This is a genomic window from Pseudomonas sp. MRSN 12121 (assembly GCF_000931465.1).
Lineage (GTDB): Bacteria > Pseudomonadota > Gammaproteobacteria > Pseudomonadales > Pseudomonadaceae > Aquipseudomonas.
In genome coordinates this window covers 3,492,780-3,518,202 of record NZ_CP010892.1, presented here as the reverse complement: position 1 = coordinate 3,518,202, position 25,423 = coordinate 3,492,780, and the positions used below count along the sequence as shown (strand labels likewise).

Genomic DNA, 25,423 nt, shown 5'->3' with positions numbered 1-25,423 from the left:
ATCATGTCAGACCCGATCAGCTACTTCTGGATTGCCTTCGCGGTGATCCTCATCCTCGTCGACCTCTGGGCGATCGTCAGCGTCTTTCGCAGCGAAAAGAGCGATGGCGTCAAGGTCGCCTGGTTTCTCGGCATCGTGATTTTCCCGATCCTCGGCCTGATCGCCTGGGGTTTCGCCGGGCCGCGCGGGATCAAGCCCGGGACGGGCCCGACGTCCGCGGAACACAGCAAGGGATAAGGCGTTTCGGCGACCTCTGCGACACTACGGAGCCGGCTATCTAAAGCGTATGCGAGGCCTGCCGGGCCAGGACCATTTCCTGCAGGATCTCGCGGGCCAGACGGTTGACGCCCTCTTCGCCGCGGTAGTGGGAGCGTTCTATGTTGGCGATCGTGAACTGATCGGCAGCGGGGCCCGTGACCTCGACGGACAAGCTGCCATCGCCATTGATCAGGCAGTTGATCGTGCAGTGCGGCAAGCGGCTGGAAAGCACGGTTTCGAGTTCGAGCTTGCTGAGGGTGTCCATTCACTTCTCCTGTCAGCAGAGGGGAGGCACTTAAGACTAGATGCTGACGCCGAGGTGTAAATGGTGGCCGCTTGCCGCCTGCGCCGCGCTCACTCTGCGGGCAATTCGGGGTACTGCCCGCGCACCGATTCGATCAGTTTGCGAATGCGTCGTTTCACCTGCGGCAGGCGGTCGACCCGCTCCCACTGGCAGTCGGCGATCTCGCTGTGCGGCGCGGCCCGTTCCCAGTCGCCCAGGCGCGCCTGGAACACGTAGTGCACCGCGTCGCCACTGCGGTACAGCATGAGGAATCGCAGGTCGTCGGCGTGCATCCCGGTCTCTTCGCGCAACTCGCGCCAGGCGGCTTGCGCGGGGGATTCGCCGTGCTCGATCCTGCCGCCGGGCAGGGTCCAGAAGGCGTTGGCCTTGCGCACATACAGCCACTGCAGGCCCTGGCAGCAGATGATGGTCGCGCGCTGTTTGTTGCGTTTCATAAGGCGGCGTCCTGTCGAGGGCCCCTCGGGATGGCCGGTGGCGGCGCGTCGGGGGACGCGGCCACCGGCCAGGCGCGGCTAGAGGATCGGCTTGCCCCCCGTCACCCCATAGCGGGTGCCGGAGATGTAGCTGGCCTCGTCGGACGCCAGCAGCACGTAGATCGGCGCCACTTCCACCGGCTGCCCCGGACGGCCCAGCGGGGTGTTCTCACCGAAGTGGCTGACCTGTTCCTCGGGCATGGTCGAGACGATCAGCGGCGTCCAGATCGGGCCGGGTGCCACGCTGTTGACGCGGATCCCGCGCTTGCCCAGCAGTTGCGCCAGGCCGGCGCTGAAGTTGGCGATCGCGCCTTTGGTGGTGGCATAGGCCAGCAGGGTCGGCTTGGGCGTATCAGAGTTGATCGAGCTGGTGTTGATGATCGAGCTGCCGGGGGCCATGTGCGGCAGGGCCGCCTTGCACAGGCGGAAGATGGCGGTGATGTTGATGTCGAAGGTCTTCAGCCATTCCTCGTCGCTGATGTCTTCGAGCTCGTAGTAGGTCATCTGGTAGGCCGCGTTGTTGACCAGCACGTCGATACGCCCGAACTGCGCCACCGTGCGCTCGACCACGTCCTGGCACACCGACTGCTGCGCCAGGTCGCCGGGCAGCAGCAGGCATTGGCGGCCGGCGGCCTCGACCCAGCGCGCGGTTTCGCGGGCGTCCTCGTGTTCGTCCAGGTAGGCGATGGCCACGTCCGCCCCCTCGCGGGCGAAGGCGATGGCCACGGCGCGGCCGATGCCGCTGTCGGCCCCGGTAATCAGGGCGATCTTGTTCGCCAGGCGGCCCGAGCCTGTGTAGCTGCGTTCGCCGCAATCGGGCTGCGGCTGCATCTGCTGCTGGCTGCCGGGCACCGGTTGGGCCTGGGGCGGGAAGGGTGGTCTGGGGTAGTCAGTCATCGGTGTTCTCCTGTCGATGTCGGGTAGCAACCCATGCGGGAGCGGTGGCCGGGTTTCACCCGGCCTGACATCTATTGGGAGAACAACCGCCACGCAAAAGTTGAAGCGCAGTGGCCCGCAGCGCGACGGATGGTTGATTGGCGGAGCGTGCGGCGCGTTCCGCCAGGGGCGATCAGTGGCGGTCCAGCCACACCGTCTGCGCGTTGCAGAACTCGCGCACGCCGAAGTGCGACAGCTCGCGGCCGAAGCCGCTTTTCTTCACGCCGCCGAAGGTCACCCGCGGGTCGCTGGCGCAATAGCCGTTGATGAACACCCCGCCGGTGTCCAGCTCGGCGGCCAGGCGCTCGGCCCGTTCGACATCGGCGGTATAGATCGTCGACGCCAGGCCGAACTCGCTGTCGTTGGCCAGTTCCAGCGCGTGCCGGGCATCCCGGGCGGTGATGATCGAGGCCACCGGGCCGAACAGTTCCTGCTTGAACGAGGTCATCTGGTCGGTGACCCCGGCCAGCACCGTGGGCGGGTAGAAGTTGCCCGGGCCCTCCGCCCTGGCGCCGCCCAGCAACAGGCTCGCGCCTTCGCCGAGGGTGGCCTGCACCTGCTCATGCAGCTCGTCGCGCAGGTCGAAGCGCGCCATGGGGCCGATGTAGGTGGCGTCGGCCAGCGGGTCGCCGACCACCAGCTGGCGGGTGGCGGCGACGAATTTCTCGGTGAAGGCCGCGACCACCCCTTGCTCGACGATCAGCCGCTTGGCGGCGGCGCAGACCTGCCCGGTGTTCTGGTAGCGGCCGATCACCGCGGCCTGCACGGCGGCGTCCAGGTCGGCGTCGTCGAGCACGATAAAGGGATCGGAACCGCCCAGTTCCAGCACGCACTTCTTCAGCGCCGCGCCGGCCTGGGCGCCGATGGCCATCCCGGCGCGCACGCTGCCGGTCAGGGTCACGGCGGCGATCCGCGGGTCGGCGATGGCCTGGGAAACGCCGTCCGGGGTGACGTTGAGCACCTCGAACACGCCCTGGGGGAACCCGGCGCGCTGGAAGGCTTCCAGCAGCAGGTAGGCGCTGCCCATGACGTTCGGCGCGTGCTTGAGCACATAGGTATTGCCCGCCAGCAGGGTCGGCACGGCGCCGCGCAGCACCTGCCAGATCGGGAAGTTCCACGGCATCACCGCGAGGATCGGCCCCAGCGGCCGGTACTCGATGCGCGCCTGGCCGGTGGGTACCGGGGCCGGTTCCGCGGCGAGCATGGCCGGGCCTTCGGCGGCGTACCACTGGCAGAGCTGGGCGCATTTTTCGATCTCGCCACGGGCCTGGGCGATCGGCTTGCCCATTTCCAGGGTGATGCTGCGGGCCATGGCCTCGGCGTTGTCGCGCAGGGCGTCGGCCAGGGCCAGCAGCAGCGCGCTGCGTTGCTCCAGGCGAGTACGGCGCCACTGGGCGAAGGCACTGGCGGTGCGGGCGAGGGTGGCGTCCAGCGCTTCGGCGCTGGCATAGGGGTAATGGGCGATCTGTTCGCCGGTGGCCGGGTTGATGGAAAGGGCGTGGGTCTGGCTGGAAACCGGGGTCATGGCAGCGTCCTGTGGGGCTGGGAATGGCTGCAGGTTAGGCTGGTGCAGGGCTTATGAAAACTGAATAATGGAGAGCCTTTCTTTCACGAATGGAGAATGACGTGGATCTGGTCCAGCTGGAAATCTTCAAGGCGGTCGCCGAGCAGGGCAGCATCAGCGCGGCGGCGCAACTCATCCACCGGGTGCCGTCCAACCTGACCACGCGGATCAAGCAGCTGGAGCAGGACCTGGGGGTGGAGCTGTTCATCCGCGAGAAAAGCCGCCTGCGCCTGTCGCCGGCCGGCTGGAGTTTTCTCGACTACGCCCGGCGCATTCTCGAACTGGTCCAGGAAGCGCGGCTGACGGTGGCCGGCGACGAACCCCAGGGCCCGTTTTCCCTGGGCTCGCTGGAAAGCACCGCCGCGGTGCGGATCCCGGCGCTGCTCGCGGCTTACAACCAGAAGCACGTCAAGGTCGAGCTGGACCTGTCCACCGGGCCTTCCGGGACCATGATCGACGGGGTGCTGTCCGGGCGCCTGGCCGCGGCCTTCGTCGATGGGCCGGTGCCGCACCCGAGCCTGGAAGGCGTGCCGGTGTTCGATGAGGAAATGGTCATCATCGCGCCGCTGGGGCATGCGCCCATCACCCGCGGGCGCGACGTCAACGGCGAGAGCATCTACGCCTTTCGCGCCAACTGTTCCTACCGCCATCACTTCGAACGCTGGTTCAGCGAAGACGCTGCGGTGCCGGGCAAGATCCACGAAATGGAGTCCTACCACGGCATGCTGGCCTGCGTCAGCGCCGGCGCCGGCCTGGCGCTGATGCCCCGCAGCATGCTCGACAGCATGCCGGGCTGCGCCACGGTGAGCATCTGGCAACTGGCGCAGCCGTTCCGTTTCCTGCAGACCTGGCTGATCTGGCGCCGCGGCACGGTCTCGCGCAGCCTGACCCAGTTCGTGCGCCTGTTAGAGGAACGCGGCGCGCTGGCTGGCTGAGACGCCAGGCGCCGGGGTACGGCCTGCGGTTCAGGCGAGCGGCACCGTCTGGTTGCGGCCGCCGCGCTTGGCCATGTACAGCGCCGAGTCGGCCTGGGTCAGCAGGGTCTGGAAGTCGCTGGAGGTGGGCACGCAGGTGTACACGCCGAGGCTGATGGTCACCACTCCGGCGGGATTTTCGCTGTGCTCGATCGCCAGCGCCTGGACCGCCAGCCGCAGGCTTTCCGCCAGGACATAGGCGCCGCCGGCCTCGGTGTCCGGCAGCAGGATGACGAATTCTTCGCCGCCGTAGCGCGCCGCCAGGTCCGAAGGCCGCCGCACGCACTGGCCGATGGCCTTGGCGACGGCGCCGATGCAATGGTCGCCCGCCACGTGGCCGTAATGGTCGTTGAAGCTCTTGAAGTGGTCGATGTCGAGCATGATCAGGCTGATCGAGCTGCGCTGCCGGGCCGCGCGCCGCCATTCCAGTTCCAGGTTGCGCTCCAGGTGCCGGCGGTTGGCGAGCCCGGTGAGGCCGTCCTGCAGGACCAGGGTCTGCAGCACCGCGCGGGCTTTCTTCAGGTATCTTTCCACTTGCAGGCCCTTGCGGATCTGCTTGAACAGCAGGATGCCGACCAGCAGGTTGATCACCAGCACCACCGCGATCATCGCGGTCATCTTGTAGGTGTCGGCGCGCCAGCTGTCGAGGATCGCCTCCCGGGAATTGCCCGCCGCCACCACCAGCGGGTACTTGTACAGCACCCGGTAGCCGAACAGGCGGTCGACGCCGTCGAGGATCGACTTGACCATCACCGTGCCGGCCGGGGCTTGGGGAATATGCACGGAGAAGATCTCGCCGCGGGCCAGCGAGGTGCCGATCAGCTTTTCGTCGAACGGCCGCCGCGCGATGAGCGTGCCCTGGGGCAGGGCGAGGAAGATCGCGCCCTTGTCGTCGATGCTGAAGCGGGCGAAGAACTTGTCGAAGTAGGCCATCTTGATGGTCGCCAGCACCACGCCCTTGAACTGGCCCTGGGCGTCGTTGACCCGGCGCGAGAACGGGATCACCCAATCGCCGGTGGTGCGGCTGCGCAGGGCGGCGCCGATGTGCGGCGCCAGGCTCGCGTTCTCGCGGTGGAACTGGAAATAGTCGCGGTCGGCGTTGTTCGCCCCCGGCGGCCGGTAGTCGAACGAGGACAGCACCCAGTTGCCTTCCCGGTCGAAGTAGAACAGGCCGTGCAACTGCTCGGTGATGAACACCCGCTGCTGCAACAGCTTCTGGGTCTTGGCCAGGGTCGCCGGCGTCGGCTCCTCGATGCGCTCGATCAACTCCTCGAGGATCAGGTTGGCTTCGTCGAAGGTGTCGGTGGCCTGTTGCGCGATGGACCAGGCCAGGTTGCCCGAGGTCTGCCGCGCCTGGGCCAGTTCGCGGGCCTTGCTGTTGACGACCTGGATGCCATAGATGCCCAGCAGCGACATCGCGACCACGATCAGGAAGGCGATGGTGATCGCCAGTACGGGAAGCCGCCGGGATTCCAGGACATTGTCCTCGGCGAGGCTGTCGTTTGTTCCGTCCATGGGGATCCTTGTCTTGCAGAAAAAATGAAACCGGGTTGCCGGCGTGACCATCACGCCCGCGATGATCCAGGGGCCCTGCGCAGCGAGGATAGCAGCCGCGCAGGTTCAAGGCTTGCCGCCGCGCGGGCCCGGTTGGCGCGGCGGCCTGCCGTCATGGGGTTGCCGTCGGCGTTTCGCTGGCCGGCTTGTCCGGGTTGTCGCTGATCAGCACCAGGTTCTGCGGCGACGACAGGGCGATGCCCAGTTCGCGCAGGCGCCCGAGGATGGTGAACAGCAGGTCGCTGCGGGCCCCTGACACCGAGCGCGGGCTGCCCACGTAGCCGCTGGCGCTGAGGATCAGGCCATTACTGGTCAGGTCCTTGAACGACACCGAGGGCGCCGGCGCGGTGAGGATCGCCTCATGCTCGGCATAGGCCTGCAACAGCAGCTCGCGCACCTGCTGCACGTCGGTGTCCAGGGGCAGGGTCAGGGTGATGCCGACCACGCCCAGGGCGTTGTCCATGGTCACGTTACGCACGTTCTGCGAGATGAACTGGGAGTTGGGCACGATCACCGTGGAGCGGTCGGACATCTGGATTTCCGTGGCGCGCACGTTGATCCGCCGGATATCGCCCTCGACACCGCCGAGGCTGACCCAGTCGCCGACCTTCACCGGCCGCTCGGTGAGCAGGATCAACCCGGAAATGAAGTTCTGCACGATCGCCTGCAGGCCGAAGCCGATACCCACCGACAGGGCGCTGACTACCCAGGTCAGGCTGGTGAGGTTGATGCGCAGGATGGACATCACCACGATCGCCAGCGAAACGAAGCCCAGGTAGCCGACCAGGGTTACCAGGGAGGCGCGCATGCCGGCGTCCATGTTGGTTTCCGGCAGCAGCCGCTCGCTCAGCCAGCGCTTGAGAACGCGTACCGCGAACATGCCGCCGACCAGCAGCGCGGCGGCCAGGAGCATGTCCTGGGGCACGATGTTCAGGTTGCCCAGGGATTTGCCGCTGACATCCAGCTGGGTAAAGCCTTCGAGCAGTTCCCCCGGGGTCGACCCGGACGGCATGAAGGCCAGTAGCGCGGCGGTGAACAGCAGCAGGGTGCGGCCGATGCCGGCCAGCACGGTGGTGGCCTGGGCCTGGTGGCGCGGCGACAGGCCCAGGGCCGCCGCCAGCGCCAGGCCGCCGGGCTGCTTGGGCGACAGCAGGGTTTCGCACAGGTCGCCGAAACAGGCGATCAGCAAGTAGGCGCTGGTGGCCACCACGCTGATCCACAACAGCTTGACGGTAAGGAAATAGGCCAGGCTCAGGTAGCCGCTGAGCAGCGCGAGCAGGATCACTGCGACCCACACCGCGACGATGAACGGCAGCAGCCCGGCGAGGCCGTCGGGGCGTTCCAGCTCGAAGCGTCGCCGGGTGCGGCGATGGCGCACCAGGGCGCAGAGAAAGATCAGCGCGGTGACCAGCGCCGTCAGGCCGTTGACCGCCACGGTCAGGGCCAGGCTGCTGGCGATCACGCTGTTGATCCGTTCTTCGCCGGCGGTGAGCATCAGCGCCAGCGCCAGGATCAGCGGGAACGGCCCCAGGGCCGTGGCGATCGGGTCGGGGATCGGCGGCAGGCGCCAGGAGGGCCGCGACAGCATCAGCATGGCCCGGCCGAGGCCGACGATGAAGGAACAGAAAATCAGCAGGGTCAGCCACTGGCCGAGCAGGTTCAGCACATCGGCGCTCAGCGGCGCGCTGTTGACCAGCCCCCAGCGCACCAGCGAGGCGGCGGCGTTGATGGTGATAATGGTCGTCAGCCCCACGGTCAGGGCCAGGGCGCTGCGGCGCAGGCGGCCTTCGGGCAGCCAGCGGATCATCGACCAGGTCAGCCCGCGCTCCAGCAGGCGCCGGCCGACCACCACCAGCAGCGCCGCGACGATCAGCGTGGCGATGAACAGCCCGCGGTTGCCGGGGGCCAGCGCCGTCTCGAAGGCGGTCATGACTTCCTGTTTCAGGCTGTTCAGGCGCCCCAGGTCGTCGTCGGTCGGGCGCACCAGGGTCGACCAGAAGGCCGGGCTGAGCGGGCTCGCCGAACGGGTGCTGATCTGCGAATTGAACAGGCTGCGGCGCAGGTTGATGATCTGCGCGGCCAGGTCGCGGCCGGACTGGCTGAGCAGGTTGGCCTGGCGCTCTTCTTCGAGCAGGGTGTCCTTTTGCGCGCTCAGCACCTGGCGCTGGCTGGTCAGGCTGGGCGCTTCGTCGGGCAGCGCCGGGCCCAGGACCTTGAGCTGGTCGTCCAGGCGCTCGATGTCGGTGGCGCGCACGGCGATCAGGCTGTCGGCCTGCTTCTGCACCTGCAGCGCGGCCTGACGCAGGTCGGCGAGCAGGTCGTCGTTGGCATTGGCCGAAACGCTCTGGCGGATCAGTTCGAGGCGGTCGTTGAGCTGGTCCAGGTCTGCGCCCTCGGCCAGCAGCGGCATCTGGTTGCGCGCGACGGCCTGCGGCCCGGAAGCAGGGGCGGCGAAGGCCGGTAGCGCAATGCACAGCAACAGGGCCAGCAGCCCCAGCCCCCAATGGTGGTGTTTCACTCGCCGCATGTGTCCTGTCCTCTTTCGCCGTTCGCTGGCCCTGACGAGCATAGACCGCCTGAACGTGGCAGAAATTCCCCGCTGGCGCGCCTGGAAAGGGAGTGGCGGTGGCCCTTGTGCACAGGCTCCCAAGCCGAGACGTAGCGCGCTGGCGTGGTGCCCATGGCCTGCTTGAACATGGTGATGAAGCTGGTCGCGGCCTCATAGCCCAGCTCGCCCGCGACCTGCTGCACGCTCTTGCCCTCGGCCAGCAAGCGCAGGGCCACCATCAGTTGCAACTGCCTACGCCAGGCGCCGAACGCCATGCCGGTGTCCTTGAGCAACTGGCGGGACAGGCTGCGTTCGCTCATCCCGGCCAGGCTCGACCACTGCCCGAGGGTGCGTCGGTCACCGGGATTGGCGATCAGGGCCTGGGCGACCCGTTGCAGCCGCGGGTCGTCCGGCAGCGGGAAATGAGTGTCCACCGTCGGCATGCCGGCCAGTTCGTCGAGCAGCAGAGCGGCCAGCAGCGCCTGGCCCCGGGGGCTGCGTTCGCGGCGTGCGTCGCACAACTCGATGATCAGCTCCCGCAGCAGGGCGCTGAGACGCAGGGTGCAACAGCGCTGCGCCAGCGGCGGCGAGACCCCGGGATCGATAAACAGGAAACAGCCCCGGGCGTTGGCCGAGGCGCGGCTGCGATGGGCCAGGCCGGCGGGAATCCACAGCGCGCAATGGGGCGGTACAGTCCAATGGCTGCCGGCGACTTCGCAGGCCACCACCCCGCGCAGGGTCAGGACCAGTTGCCCGTGTTCGTGCCGATGGGCGTGCGTCTGCGTCAGGCTTTCGCTGCCGGCGTCGAAGCGCTGGGCCTGCAGGCCGAGGGCCGGAAGGGACTGAATAAGAGTGAGGGACGGCATATTGGCGTCTTTTATGGATCATCTGGCCAAATGCATGAATCCTACCAGGGTTCGCCTCGCTAAGATTCTCCGCGCACTTGCCATGGCGCCGCCTGGCATCAACGGAGGAACACCATGCACCGCCATTCGACCATCGCCCGCATGCTCCGCCCCGATGAGGGCCATCACGTCCTGCACCCCAGCGGCGCCCGGATGAACATCAAGGTCTTCGCCTCCGATACGGGCGGGGTCTATTCGCTGATGGAAACCCTGCTGCCACCCGGCGGCGTGGTGCCCCGGCATATCCATGCCGGCGAGGATGAAAACAATTTCATCCTCGAGGGGCACCTGGCCATGCAGATCGGCCCGACGCTCTATCGGGCCGGGCCCGGCAGCTACGTGGTGGCGCCGCAAGGCGTCGAGCAATGCTTTCGCAACGAAGGCGACATTCCCTGCCGGTTCCTGACGACCTTCACCCCGGGTGGCGCGGAAGGTTTCTTCAAGGAGGCCGGCGAACTGATTCGCCGCGCCGCCCCGGCGCCACCCGACCCCGAGCAATTGCTCAGGCTCCAGGAAAAATATGGTCTGCGGTATTTCTGAACCTGCCCACCAGTAATCGGCACTCACCGCACGCTGATGGAATTTTTTTCCGCCGCTGCGGCTCTCCTGTGTACCAGGCGCCAGTGGGCGCCTGTCGGGAGGTGAGTGTCGGCAGTCGCGACATGGCCTTGATTCGAGTCACCGCACGGGGAGTCCTGCCATGCCCATTTCATTCGCTGGGGTTTTCATCTGTTCATCGACGGCGCCGGGCGCGTTCGGCGGCCTGCGCCTGCCAGCGCGAGCGAGGTACTTGCCATGAGCCAGCTCTGCTCGTTGCACGGCAGCCCCGACACGCCGCCGCTCGATTCACCGCTGCGCAACCTGTACCACCAGTTGCTGCTGGACAACGACCAGGCTGCCGAGACACGGGCCGCGGAGTTCCTGCACGAGCAGCTGGAGCAGACCGGCGACGGGCTGGCGCCGCTGCCGGAAGACCCGGCGCAATTGCTGCCGTGGCTCGAAGAGCGCCGCGCCGCTGTGGCACGCGATTACCGGGACTATCTGCAAGAGCGCCAGGCCGGCGGCGCGCGGCGGTATTTCCACAACAAGGCCCATGCGCTGTATTTCCTCCAGGCGGTCGCCCCGACCAAGGAGGTGGACGGCGCCTGGCTGTACGGGGTCCTGGCGCATGGTCAGGACCCGCGCTACGACGGCCTGCTGACCACCTACCTGGAAGAGCTCGGCGACGGCGAGCCGGCACAGAACCATGTGGCGATCTATCGCCGCCTGCTGGCCGAGCACGGCTGCGACGGCGATTTCGGGCTGGACGACGAACTCTTTCGCCAGGGCGCCGTGCAACTGGCGCTCGGCCGTTGCGCCGAAACCTGCCTGCCGGAAGTGCTGGGGTACAACCTGGGCTACGAACAGTTGCCCCTGCATCTGTTGATCAGCGCCTACGAACTCGGCGAACTGGGGATCGACCCGTATTACTTCACCCTGCACGTGACCATCGACAACGCCAGTTGCGGCCATGCGCGCCGCGCCGTGCAGGCGGTGCAGGCGTTGCAGCCGCTGGACATGGATGCCGCCCAGTACTGGCAGCGGGTGGCGCGGGGGTATCGCTTGAACGACCTCGGCCCGGGCTCGACCGACGTGATCCAGGCCTTCGACCTGGAGCACGAGCTGGTGGCGATGCTCGAACGCAAGCGGCGCTTCGGCCAGTACATGCATTCCGACTATTGCCGTTTCGAGGGCAAGAGCGTCAACCAGTGGCTGGAGCAGCCCGGGCAGATCCCGGCCTTTCTGCGGGCGCTGCAGGAACGGGGCTGGATCAAGCGCCAGCAGAACCCCGCGGACAGCCCGTTCTGGCAACTGATCGAAGGCCCTGGCGCGGCGATGTTCGGGGTGTTCAGCGGCTTCGAGAAACAGCTGCTGCACGACTGGATCGCCGGCGACTGGCGCAGTGCCAGGCGCAGCGCGCCAGTACGCCGCACCAGCAGCCTGGAGCGCTCGCGCGGCGATCTCCCGGACGATGCCGAAACCCGCGCCCTGCAAGCCGAGCTGGCAGGGCAGGACGCCGAGCGGCAACGGGCGTTGCTGCTGCCGTGGCTCGGCCCACACCGGCATTTTCGCCCCGCGGGGCTGTTCGCCACCCGGCGCTTTATCGAGCTGCGCACCCTGTGGCGCTGAGCAACCCAAGGAGAACCGCCCATGGCCGATTCCGTTTCACGCCCGCAGCCGCTGGTGTATTCGACGCGCTCGCGCGCCGACCAGGCATTGCTGCAACAGGGCCGGCGCCTGCTGGCGGCCGGCTACCGCTTCGTCACCCCGACGCCCCTGACCCACAGCCGGGTCAACGCGCGCCCGGAACACCAGCGCGCCACGGACTTGCGCGGGGTCTTCGGCTGGTCGCGGCCCTTCGACGACCAGCTATTCGACGCCACCCGGCTGGCCGAGCTGCAACAGGCCGGGATCGTCGAGCGGGTGGACGGCGGCTGGCGCGCCACGCTGCGCTGGTCGAGCCTGGGGCCGCTGCTGCTGGCGCATTCGGCGTATCCCACCGATGAGGCCGACGCGGTGTTCTTCGGCCCCGACAGCTACCGTTTCGCCAGCCTGATCGAGGCGCACCTGCAGCAACGCTTCACGCCGCTGCGGCGCGCCGTGGATATCGGCTGCGGGGCCGGGGTGGGGGCCTTGCTGGTGGCGCGGGCGCGCCACGAAGCGCAGGTGCTTGCGGTGGACATCAACCCGCGGGCGCTGCGCCTGAGCGCGATCAACGCCGAACTGGCGCAGGCGCGTAACGTCAGCGTCTACCACAGCGATGTGCTGGACAGCGTCGATGGCCAGTTCGACCTGATCCTGGCCAACCCGCCCTATATGCAAGACAGCCAGCGCCGCGCCTATCGCCATGGCGGCGGCGCGCTGGGCGAGCAATTGTCGCTGCGCATCCTCGAGGAAGCGTTGCCGCGCCTGAACCGCGAGGGCACGTTGCTGCTCTACACCGGCGTGGCGATGGTCGACGGGCACGACCCGTTCCTGGACGCCGCGCGGGTCATGCTGGCCGGCGACGCCTACGGCTGGACCTACCGCGAACTCGACCCCGACGTGTTCGGCGAGGAGCTGGAGAAGCCCGGCTACGAGCGGGTCGAGCGGATCGCGGTGGTGGCGCTGACCGTCACCCGGCTGCGCTGAGCGCCGGTGCCGCCGATGATCGCCGTCGACCCCGGGCCGGTGCAGCGCTTCGGTATAGAGGAAGAGTATTTCATCACCGACCTGGACAGCCGGCGCCTGCTCGCCGAGCCGTCCGCCGAGGTGCTGCACGCCTGCCGCCAAGCCATAGGCCCGGGGTTCGCCTACGAAATGTTCCAGGGCCAGATCGAGGTGGCGTCGCCGGTCTTCGAGCAGGGCGCGCAGGCCGCGAGCTACCTGCGCCGAGTGCGTCGCGATCTTGGCCAGGCCCTGGCCTGTCATGGCTTGGGGTTTGTCTGCGCCGGCTCCCACCCCTTGGCCGACTGGCGACTGCAACGCGCCACGCCCCAGCCGCATTTCCAGCAACTGTTCGGCGAATTCGCTCTGGTGGCCCGGCGCAGCCTGCTGTGCGGCCTGCATGTACATGCGGAAATTCCCCCGGGCGTGGACCGCGTCGCGGTGATGAACGAAGTCCTGCCCTGGTTGCCGATGCTGCTGGCCCTGAGTGTCTCGTCGCCGATCTGGCAGGGCGAGCACAGCGGTTACCTGAGCTACCGCCAGGTGGCCTGCGATGAATGGCCGCGCATGGGCATCCCCGAACAGCTGTCGGACGAAGCGGATTTTCGCCATTACCTGCGGCTGTTGCGCGAGGCCGGGGCGATGCCGGCGGACGCCAACGTCTGGTGGTGCATCCGGCCTTCGCTGGGCTTCCCGACCCTGGAACTGCGCATCACCGATGCCTGTCCGCGGCTGGCCGACAGCCTGCTGCTCGCCGCGCTGTTCCGGGTGATGATCCGCCACGCGTGCCAATTGCCGGCGCCGGGCAGCCAGTTCAGCGCGCAGCGTTACTGGCTGCTCAAGGAAAATCGCGCCCAGGCCCGGCGCTGGGGACCCGAGGGCCGCTTCCTGCTGGCCGAAGGCGGTGGCGCCCTGACCCTGGCGCAATGGCTGGAACGGGCCCGGCAGACTTTCGCCGCCACAGCCCGCAGCCTCGGCGAAGAGCAGGTGTTCGACCAGGCCTTGCGCTTGCTGCAACGCGGCACCAGCGCCGAACGCCAGCTGCGTTGCCTGCAAGCGCGGGCCAACGGCGCTGGCGACGAGGCCGGACGCCGCGCGGTGGTCGATGAGCTGCTGGAAGAAAGCGCCGACGCCGATTAGCGCCGGGCATCGCGATCGAACGCGCCGGGCCGGTCAGGCTCGCCGTCCGCGGTGTTCTTGCGCAGCCCGCGCAGGTTCATGATCCCCAGGCACACTTGCAGCACGATCAGGGCCCAGGCGTGGGCGTGCCAGCCCCAGAGCACCCACAGCAGGTTGCTGAGCATGAAGCAGACGAAGCCGGCGACCCGGCGCCCGGGCTTGAGCGAGCCGATCAGCCAGGCGGCCAGGACGGTGACGAGCATGGCCGGCCATTGCAGCCAGTCCAGATAATCCATGGGGTTCCTCGCAGGCCATCGCCCCGGCTGGTCAGGAGCGGGCATTGGTCCATTTGCGTCGCGCCCGCCGTTATCAGTGCGCCTGGGCGACGCCCTGCAGCACGGTGTTGTTGGCGCCGCTGTCGCAGGCCTTGGCGATATTGCCGAGCGACACCACGCCCACCAGGCGCTTGTCGCGGTTGACCACGGGCAGGCGGCGCATCTGGATGTCGGCCATGTTGCGGGCCACCTCGTCGACCTCCTGGTCGTCGAAGCAATAGCGGATGTCGCTGCTCATCACGCCGCTGATCGGGGTGTCGCAGCTTTCACCCTTGGCCACGGCACGAATGACGATGTCGCGGTCGGTGATCATGCCGACCAGGCGGTCCTCGCTGTTGACCAGGATGGCGCCGCTGTCGATGTTGGCCATCATGTTGGCGACTTCCCGCAGCGTCTGCCCGGGGTGCACGGTCTGCACGTCGCGGGTCATGATTTCAGAGATTTTCATCATCGGACTCCTGCTGATGAGCCGGGCCGCGGGGGCCCGGCATGAGGCAGGGGCGTGAACCCCTGCGCGCTGGTGACGACCTGGGAGCTGGCGCTCAGCTGCGACCGCCACGGCCGCCGCTGTGCTGGCCGCCTTTTTTGCCGGCGTCGGATTTCTGCCGTTCGTTGCCGCCCGAAGCCTGCCCACCTTTCTTGCCGGCGTCGGAGGCTTTTTGCCGGTCGTTCGCGAAGTTGCCAGGATTGGAATTTCCGGTGTTAGCCATGATTCGCTACCTCTTGGTCAATGGAGTGTTCGCTCGCAATCGCAGCGAGCACTAATTGGGAGTGCCGGGATTTTTCAAAAGTTGAAAATTTGTTCGGCGAAGCTGGACGAGCGGTCGACAGCCGCCGGAGCGGGCTGTGCGGCGGGGACTTCGTCCCTTGGCCGGCGAGTTTTTTTGAACACTGGCGCAGGCTGCCGGGTCTGCCCTTTACCAGGCGTCGCCGGCCCGGTGCGCCGATCCTTTCCGGAGTTCTTCCATGAACCAGAGCTGCATGAACCCGACCCGTATCAACCTGGCCCGCACGCTGTCCCTGCTGTGCTGCCTGCTGGCCCTGCAGGGCTGCTTTGAAAACACCGAGGACAAAGACAAGGACACCTACAAGGCCTCGGTGCCGATGACCCAGCCCGAGCCGCAGAAGCAGTGACAGGCGCGGGCCGGACACTGTCAGCGGCCCGCTCCGCGAGCCGATACAGGCCACTGCCGGCCCCCGGAAAAGCCCCCGCGGGGGCTTGCCCCCGGGCTCACTTGAGTTGCGATTGCAGTTGCTGCGCCATCTCCAGGTGATGCTCGAGGGTGGGCAGGGTCTTCTCGGCGAAGGCCTTCAGCTCGGGCTTGTCCGAGGAAGCCACTTCCTTCTTGAACAGGGCCACGGTCTCTTTGTGGGCCACCACCTGATTGTCGACGTACGCCTTGTCGAAGGATTCGTCGCGCATCTCGAGAATCATCTTCTTGGCCTTGGCCGTCAGCGAGGCGTCGTCGGGCACCTGGATGTCCAGCGTGCCGGCCAGGGCCAGCAACTCCTGGTTGGCCTTGCCGTGGTCGGCGACCATCTGCGTGGCGAACGCCTTGACCTCGGCATTGGTGCTTTTCTCCAGCGCCAGCTTGCCGCTCTCGACCTCGTTGATGCCGCCTTGCGCGGCCTGTTCGACGAACGCGCTGGACGTCGCCGCCAGCGCACTGGACAGGCCGGCCGCCAGCAACAGGCCGCCCAACCCCATTCGTTTCATCAGCAGGTTGTTCATATCGTTCTCCTAGGATGACGCGAGCATGGTGTCGCCTGACGGTTGAGGGGCCGGGGCCGGCAAAGGTTTAACTTTTTTCCGCGGCCGACGACCGAGGGGCGCCCAGGCGACGACGGCTCAGGAGGCGTTCTGCGGGCCGGCCGGGGTTGGCGCAGCGGGCAGGGCGCCGCTGTCCAGGGCGAGGGCCTGGACCTCGGCGGTGTGCACGAAACACAGCTTGTTGCCTTCGGGGTCGCGGCAATAGGCGCCGAAGTAATCCTCCGAATAGCGCGGCCGGAACCCCGGCACACCCTCGTCGAGGGCGCCCAGGCTGATGGCGACGGCCCAGGCCTGGCGCACATGGTCGGGGGAGCGGGAGGCGAAGCTGACCTGCACGCCATTGCCCCAGTTGGCCGGCAGGCCATTGATCGGCGGCTGCACGATGAACTGCGGCCAATGCTGGCCAGGGAACCGCCAGCAGGCGGCTTCGAGGCCGTCCTCCAGGCGGAACGATTCGCGGACCAGGCCCAGAGGCGCGAGCACCGCGTCGTAGAAGGCAACCAGCCGCGGCAGGTCCCTGGCGCCGATCTGAATATGACTGAACATGGGTGGATCCTCCGGGTGAACAGGCAGGGTCGGGGACCGGCCCCCCATGACTGTTTCGAAGCCCGCCAGGATTCTTCTGTTCCATCGCAAGTGGCAGGAGGAGGACGGATGGCCCGGGTTCAGCTCTGCGTAGCGTTATCCAGCCCGCGAAACAACTCGTCCAGTTCGCTATCGATGTCTTTGAGCTGGGACAACCCCGCGTTCAGTAACGCGTCTTTGTCCTGCATCGCGGCTTCGCGCAGGTCCAGGGCCGCTTCGCGCTCAGCCAGCTGCCGTTCCAGCGTGGACAGACGAAGGCGCTCGGCCAGCAGTGCGTCTTTCCTTTGGCGCAGGCTGGTCATGATCGATCGGATATTGCGTTCCACTTTTTTCAGGCTGTCGGACGCGCCGGGCTCATCGATGGCGACCGCTTGTGCCGGCGCTGCGACTGCTGGGCGCTCAGCGATGGGGGATACGCAACGACCGCGTTCGCCGAAACTGAAGTTCACTGCCAGGGCGGGGTCGGTGCTGAGGGTGGTCAGTTTGTTCATCAGGTGTTCGCTGACCTGCGGCGGTTGCTCCGTGAGTTCGAAGCCGAACGCCAGGTTTTCACTGGCGTGCGCGGGGTCCTCCTCGACAGGTACGTCGTACTGCCCATCGGTGACGCGATTGAGCAACCTGAGCAACCATTGCTGGCTGATCTGCAACTGCCGGTGTGCTTCCACCCGGGATGTCGGTACCTCCTTTTCCCCCAGATCCACCAGATGGTAGCTGTCTGCCGCAGCGGTATTGCGACCCGCATTCACATCTTCGAAGAGGGTCTTGAGCACCTCGAGCGCGTTTTCCCACTCCTGGGCACTGGCGCATATCATCCGCACGTTTCCGTCCTCCAGGGCGAAGGCGCCCAGATAGACCCGTGCCAGCCGATTGCCGAGCTTTTCATTGCGGCTGTACAGCAGGAACGAGCGGTCGCAGGCAGGGATGTGGAACGCACAGAGCAATGCTGCGTTCATCTGCTCACCGTGACGATTGCAGAGGGGGATGGTTCGAAGGGTCATAGGCAGGTCCTGATTCTTGACTGGTTCAGGACAAGGGTACGCAGCTGCTTTTTCTGGATTTGTAGGACTAGGCGCAAGTTTTGTCGGATTAATCGACGGCAAATGAAGGAGCAGTCTGAATCAATGGTTTCACCGTTCTATCGCGGGTAACAGCCCCCTAAGCTGGCTGGCGAATAGGGCACCAATGTGCCTTGTACCCATGTTTCCCGCGGATTTGCACGCCATGATCGATCTTAGCCACCTGACCAAAACCTTTGCCGGCAAAACCGCCGTGGACCGCCTTTCCTTTCGCGCTTCGCCAGGCGAAGTGCTCGGTGTGCTGGGGCCCAACGGAGCCGGCAAGTCGACCTCCATGCGCATGCTCGGTGGCACGTTGCTGCCGACCTCGGGCACGGCCTCCGTACATGGCCTGGATATCCGCAGGCAGCGTCGCCAGGCCCAGCGACTGATCGGCTATGTACCGGAGGGCATGTCGGGGCAGAACGACATGAGCGTGCGCGGATTTCTGGGCTACATCGCGCAGGTGCGGGGGTATCGCGGCGCGCTCGAGCGCCAGCGGGTCGGCGCCATGCTCGACCTGTTCGAGCTCGACGCCGTGGGCCAGCAACGGATTGCCACCTTGTCCAAGGGGTACCGGCGCCGGGTCGACCTGGCCCAGGCCTTGCTGCACGACCCCAAGGTGCTGTTGCTGGACGAACCCACCGATGGCCTCGACCCGGCGCAGCGCCACCATGTTCGCGAACTGATCAAGTACTGGGCCCAGAGCAAGACCGTGCTGCTTTCCACACACCTGCTGGAAGAAGTCAGCACCGTGTGTAACCGGGTGGTGGTGATCAATGACGGGCAACTGCTGGCCGACAGCACACCCGGGGAGCTGGAAAGCCGTTCGCGCTACCACCAGGCCGTCACCCTGACCAGTTCGCGGCCCCTGGACATGCTGGCGCTGGCAGTGCTGCCCGGCGTCGCCGGCATCGAACACGGCCGCGAACCCCATGCCATCACCGTCCTGGCCAAGCCTGGGGCGACGATCCTGGCCGGCATCGACCAGCTGATTGCCCGTTCAGGATGGCCAGTCAGCCAGCGTGTGGTGGAGCGCGGCCGGCTCGAAGAAATCTTTCGCCGGCTGATCCAGGAGCAACGGGCATGAGCGTGCTGGGCGCGATTATCAAGCGCGAGGTACGCGGCTACTTCGAGACGCCCGTGGCCTATGTGTTCATCGTTGTTTTCCTGTTGCTGAGCGGCTTCTGCACGTTTTATCCCGGGGCGCTGTTCGAGCGTAACCAGGCCGACCTGGCACCGTTCTTCCATTACCAGCCGTGGCTGTGCCTGTTGCTGATGCCTGCCCTGGCCATGCGCCTGTGGTCGGAGGAGTTCAAGTCCGGATCGATCGAGCTGTTGCTCAGCCTGCCGGTGAACAGTTTCGGCGTGGCGCTGGGCAAGTTTCTCGCGTCATGGCTGGTGGCTGGAGTTGCGCTGTTGCTCACCTTTCCGGTGGTGCTGACCGTCAACTACCTGGGCCAGCCGGATAATGGCGCGATCCTCTGCGGTTACCTGGCCGCGTTGCTCTTGGCGGGATGTTTCCTGGCAATCAGCGGTTGCGTATCGGCATTGACGCGTCATCAGAGCATCGCTTTCGTGCTGGCGGTGATGCTCTGCCTGCTGTTCAGCGCTTTCGGCATGCCATCGGTGCAAGAGGTTTTCCGGCCGTGGGTCGATGCGCAATGGCTGGACCAGCTGGCATCACTGAGTGTCCTGGGGCATTACGCGGCGCTCAGCGAAGGCGTATTGCTGGCGCAGAACCTGGTGTATTTCGCCAGCCAGATTGTGTTGTGGTGGCTGGCCACGGCACTGCTTGTCGAACTCAGGCGGGTCGGGTGACAGCATGCGCAAGACTTCCATAGTGCTGTGCCTGAGCGGTCTGGCGTTGCTGTTGCCCGGGCTCAACCTGGGTCTGGCTCCCTGCCTGCAAGACGCCCGCTGGGACTTGACCGAAGACCAGCTCTACAGCGTCAGCCAGGGAACCCTGGCGATCATTCGCGCATTGCCCGAACCGGTTGAACTGACGCTGTATTTTTCCAGGGAGCAGGCCAAGGCAGCGGTGAGCCTGCGCAGTTACGCCCAGCGGGTGCAGGCGCTGCTCAGAGAATACGAGCGAAGGTCCCGGGGCCGCTTGAACCTCAAGGTCGTCGACCCGGCGCCGTTTTCCCGCGAGGAAGAACAGGCCCGCAGCCATGGCCTGCAGTCGTTGTCCGTGGCGATGGATGCCCCGATGTATTTCGGCCTGGTGGCTTCCAGCGACAAGGACCACTGGAAAAGCCTGCCGCTGTTTTCCATCGATGAGCAGAACTTTCTCGAATACGACATCAGCCGTCTGCTGCAGTCCCTGGGACAGCCGGAGAAACCGGGCCTGGGCCTGATCTCGACGCTGCCGGTCGAGGGGGATGAAGATCCTTCGGCACCCCACCTGCGGCCACGCTGGCAGGTAATGGTAGAAATCCACAAAGCCTTCGAAGTAAAAGAGCTGTCGGGCGAGACGCAGGTCATTCCGGACGATCTCAGGGTGCTGATGCTGGTCCACCCCAAGCGCCTGTCCCGTGAAACCTTGCGCGCTATCGACCAGTTCGTGCTGCGCGGCGGCCGTCTGCTGGTGTTCGTGGACCCCTACAGCGAGCAGGATCCGGGCGAGTCGTACTTCGGTATCCCCAGCAAGGACAAGGCTTCCACACTTACCGCTTTGCTCGGCGCCTGGGGGCTGCGGCTGCGCAGCGCGGTGGTGGTCGCCGATGACGAGTATGGGCAGTACGTGAACCTGCCCGGGCAGCCTCGGCCCGTTTGGCAACCCACCGCATTGACGCTGCCGGGGGCCGCGATGAATCCGCAAGACGTTGTGACCGCCGGGTTGACAGGCATCAACCTGAGCACCGCCGGTGTTCTTGAACCAACGCACGGCGCCAGTACGCGGTTCACGCCATTGCTAAGCAGCTCGGCCGGCGCCGGCACCTTGCCGACGTCGCGTCTGGACCACCTGACGGACCCGGCGCAACTGGCCTCGCAATTCGAGACGGCGGCACAGCGCCTGGCCCTGGCCGCACGCATCGAAGGACCGGCGCACTCGGCCTATGTGCAACGCGAGCATGCCCGCCCCGGAGAGTTGAGCGAGTCTGCCGGCATTCACGTGATCGCGGTCGCCGACACCGACGTGCTCAGTGACAGTACCTGGATCGAACTGCAGCACCGTAGCGGGGCCCCGCTGGCGATGCCCTGGGCCGATAACGGCAACTTCGTACTCAATGCCCTGGACAATCTGAGCGGTTCCGACGAGTTGATCGGCCTGCGCTCCAGGGGGCACTTCAGCCGTACGTTTGGCCTGGTCGAGCAGATGCAGGGGCAGGCGCGTGCGCGCCTGCACAGGATGAATGCCGAGCTGCAGGGCCGCCTGGATGAGACGGACCGGCAATTGGCCCGGTTGCAGCGTGAGAACCAGAGCAATGACCAGCTTTCCGCCGAACAGCAGGCAACCATGATGCGCTTCACCGAAGAGCGACAGGCCATCGAGGCGCAGATGCGCCGGACCGCCAGGGCATCCAACCTGGAAATCGAGCGCCTGGGGGAGTGGCTCAAGGCCGTGAACATCGCCCTGGTCCCGCTGTTGATCGGGCTGCTGGGCGCAGGGCGCTGGGCGAGCGCCGCCTTGTCCCGTCGAGCCATCAGCAGACGCTGATCTGTCCTGGGATTAAAACGCCGCCTGGGCCATGAATGCGCCTGCTCCTTAAAAGGACAGGCGTTTTTTTTGCTGTGCTTTTGTAGGAGTAGTCCTACTTAGATGAAGGACTTTTCTAGGGGGGTGGTTGGAATCGGCAGATTGTTGGCGTTTGCCTCAAAAAGGAAAATTTCCTCACTCTTTCAAAGAGTTGATCTGCTTACTACTCCCTAACGATAGGAACGTTTCATGTCCGTTTATCTGAAGCAAATTCTTGCAGCATCCATTGCCGGCCTGTTGGCCAATTCGGCCATGGCCGCGGACGGCACCATCAATTTTACCGGTGAAATCACCGCCGCTTCCTGCAGCGCCACCGCCGGCGCCGGCACCACCGTCGGTGGCAGCAAAGGCGACCAGAACATCGACGTCGCCCTGGGCAAGGTCAGTATGGACTCCCTGGGGGGGACCGCGGGCGGCAGTATCGTGGCCGGTAATGCCATCAGCATCAACCTCGATTGCGGTGCCACCGCCACCGGCTTGACCACGGTGCGCTTGCAATTCGACCCGATGTCCGGGTCGGGCGTCGATCCGAAAAAGAACACCTTGCTGAAAACCACCGGTACCGCGAAAGGTGTGGGCATCGCTGTTTATAACAGTGCCAATAACCTGATCAATCTGGCGGCGAACGAATTCATCGACGCAGCTCTGGTAAAGGGCGGCACAACGGAAGCTCCAAAGTACACCGCCAATCTCAATATGCGAGCCGGTTATGTCGCTAACGGCGAAACGTTGGTGCCTGGTACTGCCAACGGCACGCTGCCGTTTACCCTGACTTACCAGTAAGCAAGCACTTTGCAGAGGGGCATCGAGTTGCCTCTCTGCCCATCTTTTCAGTTAGGCACTTTCATCATGAACTTGAAATCCAGATTTGCGCTGGCGGGGCTCGCGTTGCTGTGTGCCTGCCAGGCCAATGCCGGAATCACCCTTGGTGGCACGCGGATTATTTATCCGGAAAAGAGCAAGGAAGTTTCCATCCAGATAAAAAACGACGGCGCGCGGGACGTCATGATTCAGTCCTGGCTGGATCCGGAAAGCGAACAACAGGGCCAGGACCTGCCTTTTGCCCTCACCCCGTCGCTGAGCCGCCTGGCCGGTAATAAACAGCAGACCCTGCGGCTGTTTTATTACGGCAAGGGATTGCCCACGGACAAAGAGTCGGTGTTCTGGTTGAGCGTCCAGGAAATCCCGCAGAAGTCCGCCACCGAGAACACCCTGCAAATCGCCCTGCGCCAGCGGATCAAGGTGTTCTATCGCCCGAGCAACCTGGCCGGCTCCCCAGAGGCGGCGGTCAAGGCGTTGAAATGGAGCGCCCTGGTCGAGCAAGGCAAGCGTTACCTGCAAGTGAGCAATGACTCTGCCTACTTCATTTCCTTTGGCGAGAGCAAAGCCCTTATCGCCGGCAAAACCTATCCGGTGAAAAGCGAGATGGTGCCGCCAGGCGCCACGAAAAAGTTCCTGGTGCCAGGCGCTCCCGCAACGGCAAGTGCAGTGACCTTCGATTTTTTCAATATCAATGATTACGGCGCACCGGTCAGTCAGCACGTATCGATCGCGAACTGAGGTCGCCGGCATACCAGGTTTTGGCTGCTGGCAAAGATTCAACGGGCGTTGTTGCCATGTTTTTGGAAGGAACTGTCGTGTCCATATCTAGGAGAAAGAAGCGTCTGAGCGTTGTCGGCTATGTGACCGGCTCATGTGCCACCGCATTTGGCGCGATGTTTCCCCAAGTTGCCTTTTCCATGGAGTTCAACGAGACGTTCCTGAACAAGCATGGTGCGGCTGTCGAGTTGAAATACTTCGAGCAGGGCAGCGGCATTCCACCGGGCACTTACAACGTCGACATTTACCTCAACCAGGTGTTGATGAGCCATCAACAAGTCGAGTTTTCTTCTGAAGGCGATTCGAGCGGTGTGCACCCGAAACTGTACCTGAGCGTATTGAAGGCAATGGGCGTCAATATTGCCAAGCTCAAACAGGACAAGCTGATTGCCGCCGACAGCCAGGATGACAGCGTTATCGACCTGGCCGCCAGCCTGCCCGATGCGTCGGTGGAGTTCGATGTCAACACACTGGCGCTGCAGCTCAGCGTGCCCCAGGCCTATATCTCGCATACCAGCCGCGGCTACGTCGATCCCTCGTTATGGGACCAGGGCATTACCGCCTTCTATACCAACTACCAGGCCAACTTCAGCCGGAACATCAACCAGGGTTACCGCAGCGACTATCGCTATCTGAACCTGCGCAGCGGCCTGAATATCGGCGCCTGGCGCCTGCGCAACGAGTCGTCGATCAGCGGCACCAGCGACACGCGCAACAAATTCACCAGCAACCGCAGTTATGTCGAGCGCGACATTGCCAGCCTCAAGGGCGGCCTGGCCGCGGGCGAGCTCTATACCCAGGGCGAGATTTTCGACAGCGTGCGCTTTCGCGGCGCTCAACTGAGCTCCGATCTGGGCATGTTGCCGGACAACGAGGTGGGCTACGCGCCGGTGGTGCGCGGCATCGCCGAAAGCAACGCGACGGTGGAGGTCAGCCAGAACGGTTATGTCATCTACTCGACCAACGTGTCCCCCGGTGCGTTCGAAATCAACGACATCTACCCCAGTGGCTCCAACGGTGACTTGAAGATCAAGATCATCGAGGCCGACGGTCGCGAGCGCGAATACTCCCAGGCCTATTCCTACCTGCCGGTGATGACCCGTCGCGGCAGCACGCGCTACAGCCTGGCCAGCGGCAAATACAGCAATGAAGGCAAGCCTTCGCCGACCTTCACCCAGGGCACCCTGGTGTATGGCATGAGCGACAACTTCACCGGCTACGGCGGCGCGCTGGCGTCTACGGGCTACAAGGCACTCAACCTGGGCCTGGGTATCAACTCGGCCTGGGGCGGGCTGTCGTTCGATGTGACCCAGAGCGCCTCGCAGACCCCGCAGGGCGGTAGCGCCCATGGCCAGAGTGCGCGTTTCCTGTACTCGAAGACGCTCAACTCGACCGATACCACCTTCACCATGGTCGGCTATCGCTATTCGACCGAGGGCTACCGGACCTTCAGCCAGCACGTGGACGAACAGGATGTGCTGCTGGGCTCGGATTATGGGCGCCAGAAGAGCCGGTTCGACATGAACGTCAACCAGCCGCTGGCCGGCAATGGCTCGCTGTTCCTCAGCCTGGGCGAAACCAACTACTGGAATCGCCAGGGCAACACCCGGCGCTGGCAGTTTGGCTACAACGGCAACTACCGTGATGCGAGCTACAGCTTTGCGGTCGCCCGCACCGAAGGCCAGGGCATGGGGCAGGGGGTGGATACCCAGCTGACCGCCTCGGTGAGCATCCCCTTCGGCAGCCGCGGTCGCCCGCAGCGGGCCTATACCAGCGTGACCTCTTCAAGCACGGGCGACTCCTCGATCCAGACCGGCCTGTCGGGGAACCTGGATGAGCAGAACACCCTGAGCTACTCGGTACAGGGTGGGCACAGCAAAGCCGGTGGCAGTTCGGCCGACATGGGCCTGAGCTGGGACACGCCGGTCGCCAAGGTCAGCGGCAACTATGGCCAGGGCCGCAGCAGCAAGCACATGGATCTGGCGGCGTCGGGTTCGGTGGTGGTGCACAGCGGCGGGGTGACATTGGGCCAGCCGGTGGGCGAGACCTTTGCCTTGATCGAGGTGCCGCAGGTCCAGGGAGTGGGGATCGACTCCTCGGCCTCGGTCCGTACCGACAAGCGCGGCTACGCGGTCGTGCCCTACACCCAGCCGTACCGCTACAACTGGATCAACCTGAACACCGACACCCTGGGCTCGGATGTAGAGATTGCCGAAAGCTCGCACACCCTGGTGCCGACCCGCGGCGCGATCGTCAGGAGCCGCTTCGAGGCCAGCTCGGGGCGCCGCTTGCAGTTCGACCTGCGCCTGGCCGATGGCGAGAAAATTCCCTTCGGCGCCCAGGCCTATGGCCCGCAAGGCAAGGTCCTGGGGGTCGTCGACAACCTGTCCAGGCTGCTGGTGTTCGGCATCGAGGACAAGGGTGTCATGGAGATCCGTTGGGGCGACAAGCGCTGTGAACTGAGCTACGAGCTCGCACCCGCGGACCAGCACAGCGCATATGAACGGTTCGATGGGGTCTGCCGTGGCTGAGCCGCCACTGCGCGAAAAGAGCT

The 25,423-nt window shown here is 65.4% G+C and carries 26 protein-coding genes; 13 read left to right on the top strand and 13 right to left on the bottom strand.

The window, feature by feature from the left end; all coding sequences use genetic code 11:
* The first annotated feature begins 3 nt into the window (after window positions 1-3).
* Window positions 4-237: a PLD nuclease N-terminal domain-containing protein gene (locus TO66_RS15845; RefSeq protein WP_044463219.1), complete on the top strand. Its 234-nt coding sequence runs from the start codon at window positions 4-6 to the stop codon at window positions 235-237.
* A 40-nt stretch (window positions 238-277) separates the two neighbouring features.
* Here TO66_RS15845 and TO66_RS15840 read toward each other — a convergent pair whose 3' ends face one another.
* The 4 genes from TO66_RS15840 to TO66_RS15825 form a co-directional block, all read right to left on the bottom strand.
* Window positions 278-523: a hypothetical protein gene (locus TO66_RS15840; RefSeq protein WP_044463218.1), complete on the bottom strand. Its 246-nt coding sequence runs from the start codon at window positions 521-523 to the stop codon at window positions 278-280.
* 89 nt (window positions 524-612) lie between these two features.
* On the bottom strand, window positions 613-996 hold the full coding sequence (locus TO66_RS15835; RefSeq protein WP_044463217.1) for an NUDIX hydrolase: 384 nt from the start codon (window positions 994-996) through the stop codon (window positions 613-615).
* Window positions 997-1,074: 78 nt separating this feature from the next.
* On the bottom strand, window positions 1,075-1,932 hold the full coding sequence (locus TO66_RS15830; protein ID WP_044463216.1) for an SDR family oxidoreductase: 858 nt from the start codon (window positions 1,930-1,932) through the stop codon (window positions 1,075-1,077).
* Window positions 1,933-2,104: 172 nt separating this feature from the next.
* The gene (locus TO66_RS15825; RefSeq protein ID WP_044463215.1) at window positions 2,105-3,496 is read right to left on the bottom strand and encodes an aldehyde dehydrogenase family protein; all 1,392 of its coding nucleotides are present in this window, start codon (window positions 3,494-3,496) and stop codon (window positions 2,105-2,107) included.
* A 101-nt stretch (window positions 3,497-3,597) separates the two neighbouring features.
* Here TO66_RS15825 and ptrR point away from each other — a divergent pair, with 101 nt between their 5' ends.
* On the top strand, window positions 3,598-4,470 hold the full coding sequence (gene ptrR / locus TO66_RS15820) for a putrescine utilization regulator PtrR (protein WP_044466054.1): 873 nt from the start codon (window positions 3,598-3,600) through the stop codon (window positions 4,468-4,470).
* Window positions 4,471-4,500: 30 nt separating this feature from the next.
* Here ptrR and TO66_RS15815 read toward each other — a convergent pair whose 3' ends face one another.
* From TO66_RS15815 to TO66_RS15805, 3 genes are all read right to left on the bottom strand, one after another.
* Window positions 4,501-6,024, bottom strand: a complete 1,524-nt coding sequence (locus TO66_RS15815) for a sensor domain-containing diguanylate cyclase (RefSeq protein ID WP_044463214.1) — start codon at window positions 6,022-6,024, stop codon at window positions 4,501-4,503.
* Between the two features lie 151 nt (window positions 6,025-6,175).
* Window positions 6,176-8,590 carry a DUF3772 domain-containing protein gene (locus tag TO66_RS15810; RefSeq protein ID WP_044463213.1) on the bottom strand — a complete coding sequence of 805 codons (2,415 nt, stop codon included), beginning with the start codon at window positions 8,588-8,590 and terminating at the stop codon, window positions 6,176-6,178.
* Window positions 8,578-9,477: a helix-turn-helix domain-containing protein gene (locus TO66_RS15805; RefSeq protein WP_156162074.1), complete on the bottom strand. Its 900-nt coding sequence runs from the start codon at window positions 9,475-9,477 to the stop codon at window positions 8,578-8,580. The genes TO66_RS15810 and TO66_RS15805 overlap by 13 nt, the downstream gene beginning before the upstream one ends.
* Window positions 9,478-9,591: 114 nt before the next feature.
* Here TO66_RS15805 and TO66_RS15800 point away from each other — a divergent pair, with 114 nt between their 5' ends.
* From TO66_RS15800 to TO66_RS15785, 4 genes are all read left to right on the top strand, one after another.
* Window positions 9,592-10,056 carry a cupin domain-containing protein gene (locus TO66_RS15800; RefSeq protein ID WP_052506128.1) on the top strand — a complete coding sequence of 155 codons (465 nt, stop codon included), beginning with the start codon at window positions 9,592-9,594 and terminating at the stop codon, window positions 10,054-10,056.
* A gap of 255 nt (window positions 10,057-10,311) precedes the next feature.
* The gene (locus TO66_RS15795) at window positions 10,312-11,685 is read left to right on the top strand and encodes an iron-containing redox enzyme family protein (protein ID WP_044463212.1); all 1,374 of its coding nucleotides are present in this window, start codon (window positions 10,312-10,314) and stop codon (window positions 11,683-11,685) included.
* A gap of 21 nt (window positions 11,686-11,706) precedes the next feature.
* Window positions 11,707-12,687 carry a class I SAM-dependent methyltransferase gene (locus TO66_RS15790; protein ID WP_044463211.1) on the top strand — a complete coding sequence of 327 codons (981 nt, stop codon included), beginning with the start codon at window positions 11,707-11,709 and terminating at the stop codon, window positions 12,685-12,687.
* 15 nt (window positions 12,688-12,702) lie between these two features.
* Window positions 12,703-13,842, top strand: coding sequence for a carboxylate-amine ligase (locus TO66_RS15785; RefSeq protein WP_044463210.1), 1,140 nt, complete (start codon window positions 12,703-12,705; stop codon window positions 13,840-13,842).
* On the opposite strand, the gene TO66_RS15780 is transcribed toward TO66_RS15785, so the two are convergent.
* The 3 genes from TO66_RS15780 to TO66_RS15770 form a co-directional block, all read right to left on the bottom strand.
* On the bottom strand, window positions 13,839-14,117 hold the full coding sequence (locus TO66_RS15780; RefSeq protein WP_044463209.1) for a hypothetical protein: 279 nt from the start codon (window positions 14,115-14,117) through the stop codon (window positions 13,839-13,841). The genes TO66_RS15785 and TO66_RS15780 overlap by 4 nt on opposite strands.
* 73 nt (window positions 14,118-14,190) lie before the next feature.
* Window positions 14,191-14,604, bottom strand: coding sequence for a CBS domain-containing protein (locus tag TO66_RS15775; RefSeq protein ID WP_044463208.1), 414 nt, complete (start codon window positions 14,602-14,604; stop codon window positions 14,191-14,193).
* A 94-nt stretch (window positions 14,605-14,698) separates the two neighbouring features.
* Complete coding sequence (locus tag TO66_RS15770; protein WP_044463207.1) at window positions 14,699-14,866, bottom strand: KGG domain-containing protein; 168 nt, start codon at window positions 14,864-14,866, stop codon at window positions 14,699-14,701.
* 256 nt (window positions 14,867-15,122) lie between these two features.
* Between TO66_RS15770 and TO66_RS33390 the strand changes: the two genes are divergently transcribed.
* Window positions 15,123-15,290, top strand: coding sequence for a hypothetical protein (locus tag TO66_RS33390; RefSeq protein ID WP_156162073.1), 168 nt, complete (start codon window positions 15,123-15,125; stop codon window positions 15,288-15,290).
* Between the two features lie 97 nt (window positions 15,291-15,387).
* Here the strand turns inward: TO66_RS33390 and TO66_RS15765 are convergent, their stop codons facing one another.
* The 3 genes from TO66_RS15765 to TO66_RS15755 form a co-directional block, all read right to left on the bottom strand.
* Window positions 15,388-15,888, bottom strand: a complete 501-nt coding sequence (locus tag TO66_RS15765) for a DUF4142 domain-containing protein (RefSeq protein WP_044463206.1) — start codon at window positions 15,886-15,888, stop codon at window positions 15,388-15,390.
* A 117-nt stretch (window positions 15,889-16,005) separates the two neighbouring features.
* Window positions 16,006-16,473, bottom strand: coding sequence for a VOC family protein (locus TO66_RS15760; protein ID WP_044463205.1), 468 nt, complete (start codon window positions 16,471-16,473; stop codon window positions 16,006-16,008).
* A 119-nt stretch (window positions 16,474-16,592) separates the two neighbouring features.
* Window positions 16,593-17,510, bottom strand: coding sequence for a hypothetical protein (locus tag TO66_RS15755; protein WP_156162072.1), 918 nt, complete (start codon window positions 17,508-17,510; stop codon window positions 16,593-16,595).
* A gap of 223 nt (window positions 17,511-17,733) precedes the next feature.
* On the opposite strand from TO66_RS15755, the gene TO66_RS15750 reads away from it, so the two are divergent.
* The 6 genes from TO66_RS15750 (at window position 17,734) to TO66_RS15725 (ending at window position 25,400) form a co-directional block, all read left to right on the top strand.
* Window positions 17,734-18,657, top strand: a complete 924-nt coding sequence (locus tag TO66_RS15750) for an ABC transporter ATP-binding protein (protein WP_044466051.1) — start codon at window positions 17,734-17,736, stop codon at window positions 18,655-18,657.
* Window positions 18,654-19,388 (top strand): ABC transporter permease subunit, encoded by a 735-nt coding sequence (locus TO66_RS15745; protein ID WP_044463203.1) that lies wholly within the window; start codon window positions 18,654-18,656, stop codon window positions 19,386-19,388. Before TO66_RS15750 ends, TO66_RS15745 begins: the two co-directional genes overlap by 4 nt.
* A gap of 4 nt (window positions 19,389-19,392) precedes the next feature.
* The gene (locus tag TO66_RS15740; protein WP_044463202.1) at window positions 19,393-21,231 is read left to right on the top strand and encodes a Gldg family protein; all 1,839 of its coding nucleotides are present in this window, start codon (window positions 19,393-19,395) and stop codon (window positions 21,229-21,231) included.
* Window positions 21,232-21,459: 228 nt separating this feature from the next.
* Window positions 21,460-22,053 (top strand): fimbrial protein, encoded by a 594-nt coding sequence (locus TO66_RS15735; protein WP_044463201.1) that lies wholly within the window; start codon window positions 21,460-21,462, stop codon window positions 22,051-22,053.
* A gap of 9 nt (window positions 22,054-22,062) precedes the next feature.
* Window positions 22,063-22,830 carry a molecular chaperone gene (locus TO66_RS15730; RefSeq protein ID WP_256240318.1) on the top strand — a complete coding sequence of 256 codons (768 nt, stop codon included), beginning with the start codon at window positions 22,063-22,065 and terminating at the stop codon, window positions 22,828-22,830.
* 77 nt (window positions 22,831-22,907) lie between these two features.
* Window positions 22,908-25,400: a fimbria/pilus outer membrane usher protein gene (locus TO66_RS15725; RefSeq protein WP_409077160.1), complete on the top strand. Its 2,493-nt coding sequence runs from the start codon at window positions 22,908-22,910 to the stop codon at window positions 25,398-25,400.
* Window positions 25,401-25,423: the final 23 nt, after the last annotated feature.

Excerpts from the sequence above, each read along its gene's own strand:
- TO66_RS15845 (WP_044463219.1), top strand. The coding sequence starts at position 4 with ATGTCAGACCCGATCAGCTACTTCTGGATTGCCTTCGCGGTGATCCTC.
- TO66_RS15840 (WP_044463218.1), bottom strand. The coding sequence starts at position 523 with ATGGACACCCTCAGCAAGCTCGAACTCGAAACCGTGCTTTCCAGCCGC.
- TO66_RS15835 (WP_044463217.1), bottom strand. The coding sequence starts at position 996 with ATGAAACGCAACAAACAGCGCGCGACCATCATCTGCTGCCAGGGCCTG.
- TO66_RS15830 (WP_044463216.1), bottom strand. The coding sequence starts at position 1,932 with ATGACTGACTACCCCAGACCACCCTTCCCGCCCCAGGCCCAACCGGTG.
- TO66_RS15825 (WP_044463215.1), bottom strand. The coding sequence starts at position 3,496 with ATGACCCCGGTTTCCAGCCAGACCCACGCCCTTTCCATCAACCCGGCC.
- TO66_RS15815 (WP_044463214.1), bottom strand. The coding sequence starts at position 6,024 with ATGGACGGAACAAACGACAGCCTCGCCGAGGACAATGTCCTGGAATCC.
- TO66_RS15810 (WP_044463213.1), bottom strand. The coding sequence starts at position 8,590 with ATGCGGCGAGTGAAACACCACCATTGGGGGCTGGGGCTGCTGGCCCTG.
- TO66_RS15805 (WP_156162074.1), bottom strand. The coding sequence starts at position 9,477 with ATGCCGTCCCTCACTCTTATTCAGTCCCTTCCGGCCCTCGGCCTGCAG.
- TO66_RS15800 (WP_052506128.1), top strand. The coding sequence starts at position 9,592 with ATGCACCGCCATTCGACCATCGCCCGCATGCTCCGCCCCGATGAGGGC.
- TO66_RS15795 (WP_044463212.1), top strand. The coding sequence starts at position 10,312 with ATGAGCCAGCTCTGCTCGTTGCACGGCAGCCCCGACACGCCGCCGCTC.
- TO66_RS15790 (WP_044463211.1), top strand. The coding sequence starts at position 11,707 with ATGGCCGATTCCGTTTCACGCCCGCAGCCGCTGGTGTATTCGACGCGC.
- TO66_RS15785 (WP_044463210.1), top strand. The coding sequence starts at position 12,703 with ATGATCGCCGTCGACCCCGGGCCGGTGCAGCGCTTCGGTATAGAGGAA.
- TO66_RS15780 (WP_044463209.1), bottom strand. The coding sequence starts at position 14,117 with ATGGATTATCTGGACTGGCTGCAATGGCCGGCCATGCTCGTCACCGTC.
- TO66_RS15775 (WP_044463208.1), bottom strand. The coding sequence starts at position 14,604 with ATGAAAATCTCTGAAATCATGACCCGCGACGTGCAGACCGTGCACCCC.
- TO66_RS15770 (WP_044463207.1), bottom strand. The coding sequence starts at position 14,866 with ATGGCTAACACCGGAAATTCCAATCCTGGCAACTTCGCGAACGACCGG.
- TO66_RS33390 (WP_156162073.1), top strand. The coding sequence starts at position 15,123 with ATGAACCAGAGCTGCATGAACCCGACCCGTATCAACCTGGCCCGCACG.
- TO66_RS15765 (WP_044463206.1), bottom strand. The coding sequence starts at position 15,888 with ATGAACAACCTGCTGATGAAACGAATGGGGTTGGGCGGCCTGTTGCTG.
- TO66_RS15760 (WP_044463205.1), bottom strand. The coding sequence starts at position 16,473 with ATGTTCAGTCATATTCAGATCGGCGCCAGGGACCTGCCGCGGCTGGTT.
- TO66_RS15755 (WP_156162072.1), bottom strand. The coding sequence starts at position 17,510 with ATGACCCTTCGAACCATCCCCCTCTGCAATCGTCACGGTGAGCAGATG.
- TO66_RS15750 (WP_044466051.1), top strand. The coding sequence starts at position 17,734 with ATGATCGATCTTAGCCACCTGACCAAAACCTTTGCCGGCAAAACCGCC.
- TO66_RS15745 (WP_044463203.1), top strand. The coding sequence starts at position 18,654 with ATGAGCGTGCTGGGCGCGATTATCAAGCGCGAGGTACGCGGCTACTTC.
- TO66_RS15740 (WP_044463202.1), top strand. The coding sequence starts at position 19,393 with ATGCGCAAGACTTCCATAGTGCTGTGCCTGAGCGGTCTGGCGTTGCTG.
- TO66_RS15735 (WP_044463201.1), top strand. The coding sequence starts at position 21,460 with ATGTCCGTTTATCTGAAGCAAATTCTTGCAGCATCCATTGCCGGCCTG.